The following is a 16711-nucleotide window of genomic DNA, read 5'->3' as shown; positions in this document are numbered from 1 at the left end:
GACTACGTGTCCGGCCCGCGCGTCATCGACCCGCACGTGAAGGACAACATGAAGGCCGTGCTGGCCGACATCACGTCCGGCGCGTTCGCGGAGCGCTTCATCGCGGACCAGGACGCGGGCGCACCCGAGTTCCTCGCGCTCCGCAAGAAGGGCGAGGAGCACCCGATCGAGGAGACCGGCCGCGAGCTGCGCGCCCTCTTCTCCTGGCGGAAGAGCGACGACGACTACACCGAGGGCAACGTCGCCCGCTAGCTGCACGCCAGCGCTCGCGGCCTCGCCCTCGGTGCAGTCGTCGGACGACGACGCTGCGCTGATGCGAACGCCGAGGGCGACGTCGCTCGCCAGCGCTCGCAGCCGAGACGTATCCCTGATCGGGGCCGGAATCCACGGATTCCGGCCCCGATCTCGCGTTTCCCAGCGCGCGGCGCTACCGTCGCGACCACCGGAGGCCACCCGACCGCCGGACGACCCCAGGTACGCGAGCGCCCCGAACGCACGTGGAGCCGCTGCTCCGCGACGGCAGGACGTCCGCGGGAAGCCGGACGATGACCGCACGCGCGTGGCTCCGAGCCGGCTCGCTCGCGCTCGCGGCCGGCCTGCTCGTCGGGGGAGCGCCGCTCGCCGCGCACGCCGACGGCCCGACCCCGTCACCGTCGCCCGCCGGGACCGCGACCCCCGCGCCCGCGGCGACGCCGTCCGCCGAGCAGCTGCGCGTCGCGGCCGAGGCGCAGCGCATCGCCCGCGAGATCGTCGCGCTGCAGCGGACGGCCGAGCAGAAGGGCGAGGCCGCCCAGAAGGCCGCCGAGCGCGCGAACGCCCGGAAGGCGGACGCCGACGCCGCGGAGGTCGCGCTCCACGCCGCGAACGACGCCGCCGTGGCGGCGCAGGTGCGCGCGACGCGGTCCAGGGCGGCCGCGTCCGCGCTCGCCGCCCGGCTCGCTCGCACCGATCTCGGCACGCTGCCGCTCTCGCTGCTGCTGAACGGGCGGACCGCCGAGGGCGTGCTCGGCAGCCTGTCGACGACGGGGCAGCTGTCCGGACAGGCGCAGCTGCTGTACCGGCAGGCCCAGGCGGACGAGCTGGAGGCGGCCCGCCTCCAGTCGGTCGCCACGACCGCCGCCGACCGGGCCGAGGCCGCGCTCGAGCGGGCCGCGAAGGCCGCTGCCGCCGCGAAGCGGGAAGCCGCGTCGGCGGCGGAGGACGTGGAGGACGCGCTCGCGCAGCAGCGGGCGCTGCTCGTCGGCGCGGACGACGCCGCGGTGTGCGACGCGGCCGGCACCGCTCCGGTCAGCGTGTGCCTGCCGGACACGAGCCCTCCGGCGGGGTCGTCGACCGCGGACCGCGTCGTGGCCTACGCGCTGCAGCAGATCGGCAAGCCCTACGTCTTCGCCGCCGCGGGACCCGACGCGTTCGACTGCTCGGGGCTCACCCTCACGGCGTACGCCTCCGCAGGCGTGTCGATCGGCACCCACTCGGCCACCGCGCAGTACCGGCTCGCAGCGCAGCAGGGCGACCTCGTGCCGCTGTCGGAGGCGAGCCCCGGCGATCTGCTCTTCTACACGGACGGCGGGGGGGACATGTACCACGTCACGATCTACGCGGGTGCTGGGCTGATGATCGAGGCGCCGTACCCCGGCGCGACGGTGCGCGAGGCACCGGTCCGCGCGGGCGATCTCGTCGTGACCGTCGCCCGGTTCGACTGACCCGCTTCCGCGTGCCGGAAGTGGAGAACGTCCGCCTGCAGACCATTCCGGCCGCTCCTCCGGCTGCACGCGAGGGCCCGCCGGACCAGGGTTTTCCTGGGCATTACCGCATCGATGCGAACCGGACCCGCATCGACACGCCGTGTCCGCGTCACGTTCCGATAACGCCCAGGGTTTGGGTCGGGTCGGGATCCTTGCTACCTTCACCCGCGGTCGGCCAACCCACCTCGCCGACCAGAACATCGCGGCCACCCCGTCGCTCCACTGCACACTCCCTCTACCCCCCTGTCCTCGTGCACCCCGACGGGTTCCGGCGCCCTGACCCCACGGCGCCCCGCGATGCGGACCTTCGCAGGAGGAATCACCCGTGCCCCATGGAGCCCGGAGAGTCCTAGGACTCGCAGTCACGGCGGCCGTCGCCGTCAGCATCGTCGCCGGCGGGCTGACCTCCGCCGCAGCGGAGCCGTCGCGCTGCGCCGACATCAAGGGCCTCAAGGGCCACGCCCTCAGCTCGTGCCTCCACTCCCTGCGTCACCAGGCGCGGGTGGCGGGCCGGGAGGCCGCCGAGGCGAACGAGACGTACCTGCAGGCCAAGCAGCAGAGCGACGAGGCGCGGGACGAGGCGGAGCAGCTGGACACGGCCGCGACCCATGCGGCCGTCGTCGCGGCGACGTCGCGCGCTCGCGCGGCGGTCGTCGCCGCCCACCTGGCCCGCACGGGCGGCTCGGTCGGCCAGACCACCGAGGTGCTGCTCTCCGGCGACGGCGCGAGCGAGGTGCTGTACCACCTCAGCCGGATGACCGAGCTGACCGAGGACACCAGCACGCTCGCCGCCGACGCCGCGGCGGACCAGCGGTCGGCCGACGACCTGAGCCAGCAGGCCGCGCTCGCCGCAGACCGCATGGCGGTCCAGCAGCAGGAGGCGGCTGACGCCTACGCCGAGGCGCGCACGACGTCGAACCACGCGCGGATGCTCGTCGCGAAGGCCGAGGAGCAGCAGAACCCGGGCTCGAACGCCGCCTACATCCAGGCGTACCGGGACCTGCCCGCCGACGCGTCCGTCGTGGACACGGTGCTGGCGTATGCCCGCGCGCAGATCGGCAAGCCGTACGTGTTCGGCGCCGCCGGCCCCGGCTCGTTCGACTGCTCCGGCCTCACGATGTCCGCCTTCGCCGCGACCGGGAGGGACATCGGCGGCCACGGCGTCAACGTGCAGTACCGGCTCGCCGCGAGCCAGGGCCTGCTCGTCCCCTTCGACGCCGCGCAGCCGGGCGACCTGCTGTTCTACGGCAGCGGCGACTTCTCCCACGTGGCGATCTACTCCGGGGACGGGAACATGATCGAGGCGCCGATGCCGGGCAGGGACGTGCGCGAGACCGCGATCCGACCCGCCGACCTCGCGCCGGTCGTCGCGCGCTTCACCGGCTGACGCGACCACCGAACGCGCCGTACGCCGTGACGGCGGCGATCCCGATCTGACCCGCCAGGCGCGGCCAGAACGGGATCGCCGTCCTGCCGAACCGCTCCGGGTCCTTCGCGGCGTAGGCGTTCGCGGGGAAGACGGCCGCGAAGAAGACGACGAGCGCCGCTCCTGCCGCTCGCCTGGTCGGCGGGAGCAGCAGCCCTGCGGCGCCCGCGATCTCGCAGGCGCCGGTCAGGCGCACGAGCTGCTTCGCGGACAGCGGCCGGTCGCGCATCGACGGCGGGATCATGGCGCCCATCCCCCTGGCCGCGCCCGGCACGAAGTGCAGCACCCCCATGCCGAGCAGCGGGGCGGCGACGAGGGCGCGCGCGACGGCGCTCGGCTGGACCATGCGGACAGTCGACCGCACCGATGCCGCGCGTAGCGTGTGCGCATGAGCCCGCAGCTGCGCGCGGCCGGCCGCCGCCGGTACGTCTCGCTCACCACGTTCCGCCGGTCGGGCGCCTCCGTGTCGACGGCCGTGTGGGTGTCGCCGACCGACGACGCGCTCGTCGTGCTGACCGGAGCGGCCACCGGCAAGGCGAAGCGGCTGCGGAACGATCCGCGGGTCGAGCTGCGCGAGTGCGACGCGCGCGGTCGCGTCCGCCCGGGCGCGCCGGCCGCGCTCGGCCTGGCCCAGCTCGTGACCGACCCCGCGGAGCTGGAGCGGCTGCTCGCCGCGCACGCCGCGAAGTACGGGCTGCAGTACCGGATCTACCGGGCCGTGGCCCACCTCCTCGAGCGCGGCGACGGGCCGGGTGACGTCGTCCTGCGGATCACCGACCGCTGAACGACGCGGAGGCGCGAGCGGGCCGCGCGCGTGCGGCACCATGGTCCCGCCATGAGAGACCCCGCCGACGAGGACGCGCTCACCTGGGACGGTGACGACGCGCTCCACGCCCCACGGACGCCGCCGCCCCGGCTGATCGACGACACCGCGGCGGCGCGCGGCGGCGCGGCCTCCGGCGGCTCGGTCGCGCTGCTGGTGCTCGGCGTGCTGGGCGGCGTCGCCGTGCTCGAGACGGTCTTCTGGTTCCGCAGCGCCTTCGAGCTGTCGATCGCAGCGTCCCTCTCCCCGGGCGCGGGCACGCCGCTGGAGCTCGCCGCGTTCGCGCTGAACGTCGCGGGGCGGGCGCTCGCCGTGCTCGCGCCGGTCGTCTGGTTCGTGCTCGTGGCCTGGCGGATCCGGGTGCCGTCCCGGCGGCTGATCCTGCTCGCGCTCGGCGCGATGCTGCTCGTGCCGTGGCCCGCGATCCTGGCGATGACGTGACCGCCGCCCGGGCGGCCGAGCGCGCCGCGCGACCGGCGCCCCGCATCGCCGTCACCATCCTGTTCTCGCTCGGCTTCCTCTGGCAGGTGTACGGCGCTGTGTCGAACCTGATCGTCTGGCTCACCTTCGCCGGGTCCATGGGCAGCGGCCTCAGCGCGGTCGCCTGGATCGTGCTGCTCGCCGGCATCGTCGTCCCGGTCGTCGCGTTCGCGGCCGCCGTGGTCGTCGGCCGCCGGCGCCGCGCCGGATCGCTCGCGCTGGTCCTGCTGCTCGCGCTGTGCGTGTCCGAGGCGCTGTCGCTCAGCCAGCTCGCGTTCTTCCTCTCGGTCATCGGGGCCCTCTGAGCGGCAGCGCGACCCTGCGCGCTAGGTTCCCCAGCATGAAGGCGGTGCATTTCGGCGCGGGCAACATCGGTCGCGGCTTCGTGGGGGAGCTGCTGCATCAGAGCGGCTACGAGGTGGTCTTCGCCGACGTGGCGGACGCCCTGATCGACGCGCTCGACGCCGCGGAGTCGTACACGGTCACGGAGATCGGCGAGGGCGGGAAGGTCTCCGTCGTCACGGACTTCCGGGCGATCAACAGCCGGACCGACGAGGCGCGGCTCGTCGACGAGATCAGCACCGCGGACGTCGTGACGACCGCGGTCGGCCCCCGGGTCCTGCCCTTCGTCGCCCCGGTGATCGCGCGCGGCATCGAGCGGCGCATCGAGACCGGGCAGGACGCGATCAGCGGCACCCGCATCGCCGTCTTCGCCTGCGAGAACGCGATCAACGCCACCAGCCAGCTGGAGGCGGACGTGCGCGCCGCGCTGCCGGAGGTGGACGCGGACCGGCTCGACGCCGTCGCCGCCTTCGCGAACACCGCCATCGACCGCATCGTGCCCGCGCAGGCGGCGGACGCCGGGCTCGACGTCGTGCTCGAGCCGTTCTTCGAGTGGGTCATCGACCGCACGCCCTTCGGCGGCGACGGGCCGCCGCAGCTCGTCGGCGTCCACTGGGTCGACGACCTCGCGCCGTTCATCGAGCGCAAGCTGTTCACGGTCAACACCGGCCACGCGACCGCGGCCTACCACGGCTTCGCGAGGGGCATCCACTCCATCACGGACGCGATCACCGACCCGGCGATCCGCGCGGAGGTGGAGGCGGCGATCGGCGAGACGCGCTCGCTGCTCGTCGCGAAGTTCGGGCTGGACGAGGCGGAGCAGGCGGCGTACGGGACGAAGATCATCGGCCGGCTGTCGAACCCCGAGCTGCCCGACACCGTCGAGCGCGTCGGCCGGGGCCCGCTGCGGAAGCTGAGCCGGAACGAGCGCTTCATCGGCCCCGCGGCGCAGCTGGCCGAGCGCGGGCTGCCTCGCGACGCGCTGCTCCGCGGCATCGCGGACGCCCTGCGGTTCGACGTGCCGGACGACGCCGAGAGCGTCGAGCTGCAGCGCATCGTCCGCGAGGAGGAGCCCGACGGCGCCGTCACGGTGATCACCGGCATCGAGCCGGCGCACCCGCTCTTCGCGGAGCTGCTCGCGGTCTTCGGGGCTCGCACCGCCCGCTGACCCCGCTCGTTCGAGCCGACGTCGCGGATCCCGGGCGCCTGGGCGCTCGATAGGCTGCTGGACCGTGCCGAGACCCGTCGTCCTGATCGCCGAGCAGCTCTCTCCCGCGACCGTCGCCGCGCTCGGCCCGGACTTCGACGTGCGGGAGGTCGACGGCACCGACCGGCCGGCGCTGCTCGCCGCGCTGGCCGAGGCCGATGCGCTGCTGGTGCGCTCCGCGACCCAGGTCGACCAGGAGGCGATCGCCGCCGGCGCCCGCCTCAAGGTCGTCGCGCGGGCCGGCGTCGGGCTCGACAACGTGGACATCCCGGCCGCGACCAAGGCCGGGGTGATGGTCGTCAACGCGCCCACCTCCAACATCGTCTCGGCCGCCGAGCTCGCGATCGCCCACCTCCTCGCGCTCGCCCGGCACCTGCCCGACGCGCACGCGTCGCTCAAGGCGGGGACGTGGCAGCGCTCGCGCTTCACCGGCGTCGAGCTGTACGAGAAGACGGTCGGTATCGTCGGCCTCGGCCGGATCGGCACCCTCGTCGCCCAGCGGCTCGCGCCGTTCGGCGTCGAGATCGTCGCGTACGACCCCTACGTCACGCCGGCGCGCGCCCAGCAGCTGGGCGTGACGCTGCTGAGCCTCGACGACCTGATGCGCGCCTCCGACTTCATCACGGTGCACATCCCCAAGACGCCGGAGACGACGGGCCTGATCGGCGACCCGGAGCTCGCCGTCGCCAAGCCAGGGCTGCGCATCGTCAACGCGAGCCGCGGCGGCATCATCGACGAGGCGGCACTGGAGCGCGCGCTCGCCGCCGGCCTGATCGCGGGCGCTGCGCTCGACGTGTTCGTCAGCGAGCCGCCGAGGAACACGAGCCTGATCGCCCACCCGCGCCTCCAGGTCACGCCGCACCTCGGCGCCTCCACCGACGAGGCGCAGGAGAAGGCGGGCGTCGCCGTCGCGCGCAGCGTGCGGCTCGCCCTCGACGGGGAGCTCGTGCCGGACGCCGTCAACGTGGCCGGCGGGATCATCGACCCCTACGTGCGGCCGGGCATCCCGCTGACCGAGAAGCTGGGGCAGGTGTTCGCGGCGCTCGCCGACGGCCCGATCGCCAGCCTCGACGTGGAGGTGCGCGGCGACCTGACCGAGTACGACGTCAGCGTCCTGAAGCTCGCCGCCCTGAAGGGCCTCTTCGTGCGCACGCTCACCGAGAACGTGTCCTACGTGAACGCTCCGCTGTTCGCGGAGGAGCGCGGCATCCAGGTGCGGCTGATCACCGACCCGGTCAGCGACGACTACCGCAACGTCATCACCCTGCAGGGCGCGACGACGACCGGGGCGACGCACTCGGTGTCCGGCACGCTGACCGGCCCGAAGCAGATCGCGAAGCTGACGGAGGTGGAGGGGTACGACGTCGAGGTGCCGCTCGCGGACCACCACGTCGTGTTCTCCTACACCGACCGCCCCGGCATCGTCGCGCAGTACGGCGCCGCGTTCGGCGAGGCCGGCGTCAACATCGCGGCGATGCAGATCGCACGCGACGTCGCCGGCGGCACCGCCCTCAGCGTGCTGACGATCGACTCGCAAGCACCGGAGGACGTGCTCGACGACATCCGCGCCCGCATCGACGCGTCGCACCTCGTCGCCATCGATCTCGTCGCCGAGTGACCGCTTGACCGACGATCCCGGCGGTCAGGGCCGCTGCAGGGATCGTGATCCGTCGGGATCGCGGCGGGTCTAGGCTCGCGCTCAGTCCACCGCCGGGCCCGCTGCCGCGCCCGGCTCCCGACCTGGAGGCGCCGTGTCCGAACCGCTGGTGAGTGCTCGTGTCGACGGGACCGTCGGAGGCGACAAGGGGCTCAAGAAGGGCGCCATCGGCCTCGTCGGCAGCGTCGTCGTCGCGACGGCGTCCACCGCCCCCGCGTACAGCCTCGCAGCCAGCCTCGGCTTCATCGTCGCCACCGGCGGCGGTGCGCTGCTCGCCGGCACCAAGGCGCCGTTCATCATCCTGGCCGCCTTCGTCCCGATGTACTTCATCGCGCAGGCGTACAAGGAGCTGAACGAGGCCGACCCCGACTGCGGCACGACCTTCACGTGGGCGACGCGGGCCTTCGGCGCCATCACCGGCTGGATGGGCGGCTGGGGCATCATCATCGCCGACGTCATCGTGATGTCGAACCTGGCCTACATCGCCGGGCAGTACTCGTTCGTGTTCATCGGCAGCTTCGGGCTGCCCGAGGTGACCGCGCTCGGCCAGAACGTCTGGCTCTCCACCCTGGTCGGCATCCTCTGGATCGCGGTGATGACCTGGATCTGCTACCGCGGCATCGAGGTCTCCGCCCGCCTGCAGTACGGCCTCCTCGGCTTCGAGATGGTCCTGCTGCTGCTGTTCGCCGTGATCGCGATCGTGAAGGTTGCGACCGGCGGCGGGGAGAGCTACTCGATCCCGTTCGACCTCAGCTGGTTCAACCCGGTCGGGCTGGACTTCGGGCAGGTGATCGCGCCCGCGCTGCTGACCGCGATCTTCATCTACTGGGGCTGGGACAGCGCGGTCGCCGTGAACGAGGAGACGAAGGATCCGGCGAAGACCCCCGGTCGCGCCGCGGTGCTCTCCACGCTGCTGCTGCTCGTCACCTACCTGCTCGTCACGATCGCGACCGTATCCTTCGCGGGCGTCGGCACGAAGGGGATCGGCCTCGGCAACCCCGCGAACGTCGACGACGTCTTCACGGTCATGTCGCCGGAGGTGTTCGGCAACGGTCCGATCGGCAACATCCTGCAGGTCCTGTTCGCGGCGACGATCCTCACGTCCGCGTCCGCCTCCACGCAGACGACGATCCTGCCGACGGCCCGCACGTCCCTCTCGATGGCGGCGCACAAGGCGATGCCGGCCGTGTTCGCGCGGATCCACCCGAGGTACCTGACGCCGACCTGGTCGACCATCGGCATGGGCATCGCGTCCGCGGCGCTGTTCCTGGTCTTCACCCTCATCAGCCAGAACCTGCTCGCGGCGCTGATCGGCTCGCTCGGCCTGATGATCGCCTTCTACTACGGGCTCACCGGCCTCGCCTGCGTGTGGTTCTACCGGAACACGATCTTCACGTCCGCCAGGAACTTCGTGTTCCGCGGCCTCTTCCCCTTTCTCGGGTTCGTGATCCTGGCGATCATCTTCGGCTACGGGCTCGTCCAGTACGCGCTGCCGGACTGGCTGACCGACGACGACGGCAACAACGTGACGATCTTCGGCATCGGCGCCACCGCGGTCGTGGGCGTCGTCGGCCTCCTCGCCGGCTTCGTCCTCATGTTCATCTGGTGGGCGCGGAACCCCGACTTCTTCCGCGGCAAGGTCATCCCGCGCGGCGCCTACCTGGAGGGCGCCGAGGTCGTCGACCCGAACCGCGTCGCGGACTGACCGCTCTTTTCGTTTTGTAGGTGCAGCGCACCTACAAGACGCACGAGGGAGCTCAGCGGGCGGCAGGGACGCGGTGCGCCGGGCGGTCGAGCAGCGCGGCGAGCCGGTCGCGCAGCGGGTGCGCGGCGCGACCCGGACGGCGCGGGGCACGCTCGACGACCGTCCGCTCGAGGCGGTAGGCGCGGGCGGCGGACTGGTACTCGGGCAGGTGCTGGAAGCCGTTCATGGTCCGATTCCTCCTCGTGGACTGGATGGATCCAGCGTCGCGACGAGGCGCGTCGGCGGCATCCGTGGCGGCCACGGAACGCACCACGGAACCGGGCTCGGTGGTGGTGCGGGGGCCGCTCAGCGGAGCGGGGCGGTCCCCAGGTCGGTCAGCTGCGCGCGGCCCAACTCGGCATCGGCGCCGCCCTGCAGCACGCGGCTCCTCGCCGCCTGGTAGCGGGCGCCGAGGCCGTCGAGCCTGGCGGCGACCGCGGCCAGGTCGCCGTCGGAGGTGCGGAGGATCGCGGCCCGCTCGAGCAGCGCCTCGGCGATCGGGTTCTCGGCGACGTGCGGCCGCGCGGCCGTGATGCGGGACGCCGCGTCCGGAGCGCCGGCCAGGACCGCCGCCTCCGCCCAGAGCGACGCGTACCAGGGCCGCCACATCCCGTTCTGCCACGTCCGGACGCCGTCGGGCGCGGTCTGCAGCAACGCGAGCGCCTCGTCCCACGCGCCCCGATGCACCGCGACGAGGGCGTACATGTACGACAGCGCGAGGTAGTCCTTCACGCCGAGGCCCGGTGACCGGATCCGTCCGACGAGCTCCCGCCAGCGCGCGGCGGAGGCGTCGTCGCCCTGCATCGCGTACGCCGACGCCGCGGCCTGCGAGCCGATGGTGAGGTTCCCGGCGCGGGGGCGACCGGCTCGGGTCCAGCCGTCGAGGAAGGCGGGGGCGAGCGCCGTCACCTGGCGCCACTCGCCGACCAGGAACGCGAACGTCATGGATCGGCCGACGGCCAGGTGTGGCTCGCGGGCGTAGGCGGGGAGCGTGCGGACGCGCTCGCCGAACCGCTGCGCGAGCGGCAGGTCCCCGGCGGCCATCGCGCACTCGCCGGTCATCGAGTACGCGTCCGCGAACTCCATGCCGACGTCGGCGGCCATCGGCACGTCGTCGAGCAGCGCGATCCGGCGCAGGGAGGCGTCCAGCGCCGCCCCGATGTCGTGGCCGACCAGGCGTGCGGACGTGATGATGTCGAGCGCGACGTTCTCCAGCACCCGGTCGCCGACGGCGGCGGCGGCGAGCACCGCCTCGTCGGCGAGCGAGTCCGTGCCACCCCAGCTCGGATCCAGGTACATGGAGTCGACCGTCAGCAGGTGCGCGGCCGTCGTCGGGTCGCCCGTGGCGAGCCGCCGCGCCTCCTCCAGCGCCTCCTCGCCGCGTTCGATCGGCACCGTGACGGCCATCAGGCCCGGCGCCCGCACGACGAGCACCGCGATGCGGAGCAGCTCGATCGCCGCCGTGTCCCGGTCGCCCATGGCCTCGGCCCGCTCGGCCGCCGCGCGGTGGAGGCGCAGCGCGTCGAGCCCGACGTTGCGCGCCTCCGCTGCGCCGGCCGCGTCGCGGAGCGCGGCGACCGCCGCCGCGTCGTCCGGCGCGAGCGACGCGGCCCGCTCCGACGCGGACTGCGCCTCGGCGGGGACCCCCGCGGCGAAGGCCTGCTCGGCCAGCCGGTTCGCCGCGAGGAACGCACCCTGCCGGTGCGCGGGCAGCGGGGTCGCCCAGACGAGCGCGGCGCGCAGCTCGGGAGCGATGCGGTCGAAGTCCTCGTCAGCGGCGCGCGTGCACCAGGCGAGGTGCCGCGCCAGGACCGCGTCGAGCCCGCCGTCGGCCCCGAGCCGCTCGGCGCCGTACTGGCGGACGGTCTCCAGCATCCGGAACCGCCCCGAGGTCGCGGCGAGCAGGCTCGAGTCGGCGAGCCGGGCGAGGGCGGCCTGCACGGGGCCGATCGGGCGCTCGAGCAGCGCCGCCGCGGCCGCCGGGGTGAACGGTGCCGCGAACACCGCGGTCGTGGCGAGCACGACCCGGTCGTCGGCAGCGAGCAGCGAGACGCTCCAGTCGAGCGTCGCGCGCAGCGACCGGTGGCGCTCGTCGGTCCGACCGCCGCCTGCGAGCAGGTCGAGGGCGGCGGGCAGGCCCTCCTCCAGGCCCCCGAGCCCGAGCGACGGGACGCGCGCCGCCGCCAGCTCGATCGCGAGCGCCATGCCGTCGAGCCGGGTGCAGATCGCCGCGATCCGGCGGTCGTCGCCCGCGTCGAGCACCGCGCCCTGCGCCTCCGCCCTCGCCCGGAACAGCGCCACCGCGTCGCCCGCACCGGTCTCGCGGTCGACGGACAGGCCCGGCACCGGGAACACCCGCTCGTACGGCACCAGCAGGCGGACGCGACTCGTCGCCAGCACCGTGAGCCCCGCGTTGCGGGCGAGCAGCCGCTCGAGCAGCGGGGCCACGGCGTCGAGCAGGTGCTCGCAGTTGTCGAGCACGAGGAGCAGACGCCGGTCCTGCAGCCATGCGGCCAGCGCGTCCTCGGAGCTCGCCGCCTGCTGCGCGCCCACCCCGGCGGCCGCGGCGATCGCGGCCGCGATGCCCCTCGCGGACATCACGGGGACGAGGTCGACGTAGACCGTGCCGTCCGGCAGGCCGAGGCCGTCCCGCGCGACGGCGAGCGCGATGCGGGTCTTGCCGACGCCGCCGGGCCCGAGGGCGGTGACCAGGCGGTTCTGCCGGAGCGCCTCCGCGAGCGCGGCCTGCTCGGCGACGCGGCCGATGAGGGTGGACGGCGGGTCCGGCACGAGCGCGCGGCCGTCGGCGCCGCCGGGCAGCATCGAGGCGCCCAGCGCGGCGAGCTCGTGCCGGTCCGCCGCCCCGGTCTTCCGCAGCAGGGAGGCGACGTGGCTCTCGACCGTGCGGACCGACAGCACGAACCGCGCCGCGATCTCGGCGTTCGAGCGGCGCTCGGTCAGCGCGACGAGCACGTCGCGCTCCCGCGGCGACAGCTCGTCGAGGACCCGGGCGCCCGACATGGAGGCATTCTGGCGCGCGCGGTCCTTACGGTCGAGCACCGCAAGGGAGGCTCCACCGGCGCGCGAGTAGCCTGAGCGCCCGTGAGGACGAGAGGACGCCGCCTGTGACGCGCACCATTCGCCTGGCGGTCATCGGCGGCGACGGCATCGGACCGGAGGTCGTCGCGGAGGCGTTGCGGGTGCTGACCGCGGCCGTCGGCGACGAGGCCGAGTTCGCGACGACCGAGTTCTCGCTCGGCGCGGCGCGCTACCTGGCGACCGGCGACGTGCTGCCCGACGACGAGCTCGCGGCGATCGCGACCCACGACGCGATCCTGCTCGGCGCCGTGGGCGGGACGCCCGGCGACCCCCGCCTGAAGGACGCGAACATCGAGCGCGGCCTGCTGCTGAAGCTGCGCTTCTCGCTCGACCACTACGTCAACCTGCGGCCGACGAGGCTGTGGCCCGGCGTCGTGAGCCCCCTCCGCGATGCCGGCGACGTCGACTTCGTCGTCGTGCGCGAGGGCACGGAGGGGCCGTACGTCGGCAACGGCGGCGCCATCCGGGTCGGCACGCCCGCCGAGGTCGCGAACGAGGTCAGCGTCAACACGGCCTACGGCGTGGAGCGGGTCGTCCGCTACGCCTTCGCGAAGGCGGCCGAGCGGCGCGGGCACCTGACGCTCGTGCACAAGACCAACGTGCTGACGTTCGCGGGCTCGCTGTGGAAGCGCCTCGTCGACGCGGTGGCACCGGAGTTCCCGGGCGTCGCGGTCGACTACCTCCACGTGGACGCGGCCACGATCTTCCTGGTGACCGACCCTGCTAGGTTCGACGTCGTCGTCACGGACAACCTCTTCGGCGACATCCTCACCGATCTGGCCGGCGCGATCAGCGGCGGCATCGGTCTCGCGGCCTCGGGGAACATCAACCCGAGCGGCGCCTTCCCCTCGATGTTCGAGCCGGTCCACGGCTCGGCGCCGGACATCGCCGGCACCGGGAAGGCCGATCCGACGGCCGCCATCCTCTCCACCGCGCTGCTGCTCGACCACCTCGGCCTGCCCGGGGCGGCGGGTCGTGTCACGGCCGCCGTCACCGCGGATCTCGCGAACCGGGGTGCGGCGATCCGGACGACGACCGAGATCGGCGACGCGGTGCGCGCAGCCCTCCCTCCACTGGAGCAGCCATGACCACGACGACCACCACAGCCTTCCCGCTGGCGTTCGACACGACGCCGTCGCCCGCGCGGCGGGCGGAGGCGGAGCGGGAGGCGATCCTCGCCGACCCCGGCTTCGGCAAGCACTTCACCGACCACATGGTGTCGATCGCGTACTCGGTGGAGGAGGGCTGGCACGACGCGGTCGTGAAGCCGTACGGTCCGCTGGTCCTCGACCCGGCCGCCGCCGTGCTGCACTACGCGCAGGAGATCTTCGAGGGGCTGAAGGCGTACCGCTGGGCCGACGGCTCGGTGTGGGCGTTCCGGCCGGAGGCGAACGCGGAGCGGCTGCAGCGGTCCGCCCGCCGGCTTGCGCTGCCCGAGCTGCCGGAGTCGGCGTTCGTGGCGGCCATCGAGCACCTCGTCGAGATCGACCGGGACTGGGTGCCGAGCGCGCCCGAGACGAGCCTCTACCTGCGGCCGTTCATGATCGCGTCGGAGGCGTTCCTCGGCGTCCGGCCGGCGCAGGGCGTCGACTTCCACGTGATCGCCTCGCCCGCCGGGGCGTACTTCCCGGGCGGCGTCGCGCCGGTGTCGATCTGGCTGTCGGAGGACTGGTCCCGCGCGGGCCGCGGCGGCATGGGCGCCGCGAAGACCGGCGGCAACTACGCCGCGAGCCTGCTGCCCCAGGCGGAGGCCTACGAGCGGGGCTGCCAGCAGGTGCTGTTCCTCGACTCGGAGGAGCAGACCTGGGTCGAGGAGCTCGGCGGCATGAACGTCTTCTTCGTGTACCGCGACGGCCGGGTGGTCACGCCGGCGCTCGGCACGATCCTCGAGGGCATCACCCGCTCCTCGGTGATCCGGCTTGCGCAGGAGCGGGGGCACGAGGTGGAGGAGCGCCGCTTCTCGATCGCGGAGTGGCGCGAGGGCGTCGAGTCCGGCGACATCGTGGAGGCGTTCGCCTGCGGCACCGCCGCGGTCATCACGCCGATCGGTCGGCTGAAGGCCGCGGACTTCGAGATCGGCGCGCCCGACGCGGAGCCCGGTGCGCTGACGATGAGCCTCCGAGACGAGCTGACCGGCATCCAGTACGGCCGCCGCCCCGACCACCACGGCTGGATGCACCGCCTGGCCTGACCCCTTTCGCGGATCCGGATTCCTCGCGCGGATCCGGAGATTCTCCGCGACACGCCGTGCTGGTGCGCTCGGAGGCGGGGTGTCGTCGAATCCATCCGGATCCGCGAGAGGTGGCAAGGGCTTAGAGGGTGATGCCGAGCCGCGAGAGCGCGCGGTCCGCGAGCGGCTTGCCTCCGGTCTGGCACGTCGGGCAGTACTGCAGCGAGTTGTCCGCGAACCGGACCTGGCGCACCGTGTCGCCGCAGACCGGGCAGGCCTCGCCGGTACGGCCGTGGACCCGCATGCCGGACTTCTTCTCGCCCTTCAGGTCCGCCATCGCGAGCCCGTCGGAGCGACGGATCGCGTCCTCCAGCGTGGTCCGCATCGCCTCGTGCAGCCGCTCGACCTCCTCCGGCGTCATCGCCGCCGGCTTGAATGGCGACATCCTCGCGACGTGCAGGATCTCGTCGGAGTAGGCGTTGCCGATCCCGGCGATCAGCGCCTGGTTGCGCAGGACGCCCTTGATCTGCGCTCGGCCTGAGCCGGCCAGGATCGCGGCGAACCGCTCCACGGTGAAGTCGGACGCGAGCGGATCAGGGCCGAGGGAGGCGATGCGCGGCACGTCGAGCGGGTCGCGGACGACCGAGATCGCGAGGGACTTCTTCGTGCCGGCCTCGGTGATCTGCAGGCCCGACCCGTCGTCGAGCACGATGCGCGCGGCGAGCGTGCGGTTCCGCGCCGTCGGCAGCACGTCGTACCAGCGCATCCATCCCGCCTTCGCGAGATGCACGATCACGTGCAGGTCGCCGAGGTCGAGGTCGAGGAACTTCCCGTGGTGCGTGACGTCCTGCACCTCCCGGCCCTCGACGGCGGAGGCGGGCGGGTCGAACGTCTTCAGGGCGGAGAAGGTGTGGACCTCCAGGCGGACGATGGTCCGTCCCTCCAGCCGCACCCCGAGATCGCTCGCGAGCGCATGGACCTCCGGCATCTCAGGCATGCACTGATTCTGCTCCGATCAGGCCGTTCGTGCGCTGCGAGTCGGAGCGTCCGGGGTCGCCCAGTCGACCGCACCGGTACCTGGTGCAGGAACGCGTGCGCGGTGCAGGACGGAGGCGGCGTGCGCGTCCTGATCGCCGCACAGGATCCTGCACCACCCACGGCAGACCGGCCGCCGCCGCTCACGCGCCGATGCGCACCGCCGCTCCGGCGGCGGAGGGCCCCGACGAGGCCCTCGGTAGGCTCGACCTCCGTGAAGATCGCGCGGTTCACCTCGGGCGGCAGCGACCCCCAGTTCGGCATCGTCGACGACGAGGACCTGGTCGTCGTCGCGGGCGACCCGATGTTCCAGGGGTTCGAGACGACGGGGGAGCGGGTGCCCCTGGCGGAGGCGCGGCTGCTCGCGCCCGTCATCCCGCGGTCCAAGGTCGTCGGCATCGGCCTGAACTACGCCGGCGTGGAGGCGCTGCTGCCGCCCGGCTCGAAGACCGACCCGGTGATCTTCCTGAAGCCCAACACCGCTGTCGTCGGCCCCGGCGACGCGATCCAGCTGCCGCCGGTGCAGGGCCGCGTGATCCACGAGGGCGAGCTCGCGATCGTGATCGGCTCCGTCGCGAAGCGGGTGCGGGAGGAGGACGCAGACGACGTGATCTTCGGGTACACGATCGCGAACGACGTCACCGCCATCGACCAGATGCTCGACGACGGCCAGTGGGCGCGGGCGAAGGGCTACGACACGTTCTGCCCGATCGGCCCCTTCATCGAGACCGAGATCGACCCCCGCGGCGTCCCCATCCGCACCGTCGTCGACGGGGAGGAGCGGTCGAGCGGCCACACGCGCGACCTGATCCTGTCCATCCCGGAGATCGTCGCCCGGGTGTCCGACGTCTGGACGCTGCTGCCCGGCGACCTGATCCTCACGGGCAGCCCGTTCGGCCGGCTCGACATCGAGCCGGGTCAGCGCGTCGAGATCGAGATCGGCGGCCTCGGTCGGCTCGTCAACCCGGTCCGCGCGCGGGGCT

The 16711-nt window shown here is 73.5% G+C and carries 15 protein-coding genes and 1 pseudogene; 12 read left to right on the top strand and 4 right to left on the bottom strand.

Features of this window, described 5'->3' with window-relative positions:
- From ACFE60_RS11260 to ACFE60_RS11250, 3 genes and pseudogenes are all read left to right on the top strand, one after another.
- Window positions 1-252: pseudogene (locus ACFE60_RS11260) on the top strand (ketol-acid reductoisomerase); the annotation flags it as partial.
- Between the two features lie 293 nt (window positions 253-545).
- On the top strand, window positions 546-1703 hold the full coding sequence (locus tag ACFE60_RS11255) for a C40 family peptidase (RefSeq protein WP_375388952.1): 1158 nt from the start codon (window positions 546-548) through the stop codon (window positions 1701-1703).
- A gap of 367 nt (window positions 1704-2070) precedes the next feature.
- The gene (locus ACFE60_RS11250; protein ID WP_375388951.1) at window positions 2071-3132 is read left to right on the top strand and encodes a C40 family peptidase; all 1062 of its coding nucleotides are present in this window, start codon (window positions 2071-2073) and stop codon (window positions 3130-3132) included.
- On the opposite strand, the gene ACFE60_RS11245 is transcribed toward ACFE60_RS11250, so the two are convergent.
- Window positions 3122-3517, bottom strand: a complete 396-nt coding sequence (locus ACFE60_RS11245; RefSeq protein WP_375388950.1) for a hypothetical protein — start codon at window positions 3515-3517, stop codon at window positions 3122-3124. The genes ACFE60_RS11250 and ACFE60_RS11245 overlap by 11 nt on opposite strands.
- A 42-nt stretch (window positions 3518-3559) precedes the next feature.
- Between ACFE60_RS11245 and ACFE60_RS11240 the strand changes: the two genes are divergently transcribed.
- The 6 genes from ACFE60_RS11240 (at window position 3560) to ACFE60_RS11215 (ending at window position 9385) form a co-directional block, all read left to right on the top strand.
- Window positions 3560-3955, top strand: a complete 396-nt coding sequence (locus tag ACFE60_RS11240; RefSeq protein WP_375388949.1) for a PPOX class F420-dependent oxidoreductase — start codon at window positions 3560-3562, stop codon at window positions 3953-3955.
- Between the two features lie 51 nt (window positions 3956-4006).
- Complete coding sequence (locus ACFE60_RS11235) at window positions 4007-4435, top strand: hypothetical protein (protein ID WP_375388948.1); 429 nt, start codon at window positions 4007-4009, stop codon at window positions 4433-4435.
- On the top strand, window positions 4432-4779 hold the full coding sequence (locus ACFE60_RS11230; RefSeq protein ID WP_375388947.1) for a hypothetical protein: 348 nt from the start codon (window positions 4432-4434) through the stop codon (window positions 4777-4779). Before ACFE60_RS11235 ends, ACFE60_RS11230 begins: the two co-directional genes overlap by 4 nt.
- Window positions 4780-4814: 35 nt before the next feature.
- On the top strand, window positions 4815-5984 hold the full coding sequence (locus ACFE60_RS11225) for a mannitol-1-phosphate 5-dehydrogenase (RefSeq protein ID WP_375388946.1): 1170 nt from the start codon (window positions 4815-4817) through the stop codon (window positions 5982-5984).
- Window positions 5985-6048: 64 nt separating this feature from the next.
- Complete coding sequence (gene serA, locus ACFE60_RS11220) at window positions 6049-7641, top strand: phosphoglycerate dehydrogenase (protein ID WP_375388945.1); 1593 nt, start codon at window positions 6049-6051, stop codon at window positions 7639-7641.
- A 148-nt stretch (window positions 7642-7789) separates the two neighbouring features.
- Complete coding sequence (locus ACFE60_RS11215; RefSeq protein ID WP_375388944.1) at window positions 7790-9385, top strand: APC family permease; 1596 nt, start codon at window positions 7790-7792, stop codon at window positions 9383-9385.
- 52 nt (window positions 9386-9437) lie between these two features.
- Here ACFE60_RS11215 and ACFE60_RS11210 read toward each other — a convergent pair whose 3' ends face one another.
- Window positions 9438-9611, bottom strand: a complete 174-nt coding sequence (locus tag ACFE60_RS11210; protein ID WP_375388943.1) for a hypothetical protein — start codon at window positions 9609-9611, stop codon at window positions 9438-9440.
- A 119-nt stretch (window positions 9612-9730) separates the two neighbouring features.
- On the bottom strand, window positions 9731-12445 hold the full coding sequence (locus ACFE60_RS11205) for a LuxR C-terminal-related transcriptional regulator (protein WP_375388942.1): 2715 nt from the start codon (window positions 12443-12445) through the stop codon (window positions 9731-9733).
- A 104-nt stretch (window positions 12446-12549) separates the two neighbouring features.
- On the opposite strand from ACFE60_RS11205, the gene ACFE60_RS11200 reads away from it, so the two are divergent.
- Together ACFE60_RS11200 and ACFE60_RS11195 are read left to right on the top strand one after the other, a co-directional pair.
- Complete coding sequence (locus tag ACFE60_RS11200; RefSeq protein WP_375388941.1) at window positions 12550-13611, top strand: 3-isopropylmalate dehydrogenase; 1062 nt, start codon at window positions 12550-12552, stop codon at window positions 13609-13611.
- Window positions 13608-14714, top strand: a complete 1107-nt coding sequence (locus ACFE60_RS11195) for a branched-chain amino acid aminotransferase (protein WP_375388940.1) — start codon at window positions 13608-13610, stop codon at window positions 14712-14714. Before ACFE60_RS11200 ends, ACFE60_RS11195 begins: the two co-directional genes overlap by 4 nt.
- A 121-nt stretch (window positions 14715-14835) precedes the next feature.
- Here the strand turns inward: ACFE60_RS11195 and ACFE60_RS11190 are convergent, their stop codons facing one another.
- Complete coding sequence (locus ACFE60_RS11190; RefSeq protein ID WP_375388939.1) at window positions 14836-15690, bottom strand: Fpg/Nei family DNA glycosylase; 855 nt, start codon at window positions 15688-15690, stop codon at window positions 14836-14838.
- Between the two features lie 252 nt (window positions 15691-15942).
- Between ACFE60_RS11190 and ACFE60_RS11185 the strand changes: the two genes are divergently transcribed.
- Window positions 15943-16711 (top strand): fumarylacetoacetate hydrolase family protein (locus ACFE60_RS11185; RefSeq protein WP_375388938.1); only part of this gene is annotated, 769 nt, incomplete at its 3' end.

This window comes from uncultured Amnibacterium sp., assembly GCF_964245895.1.
Classification (GTDB): Bacteria; Actinomycetota; Actinomycetes; order Actinomycetales; family Microbacteriaceae; genus Amnibacterium.
Note: the sequence above shows the minus strand (reverse complement) of the source record. Positions and strands in the feature narration are given on the sequence as shown.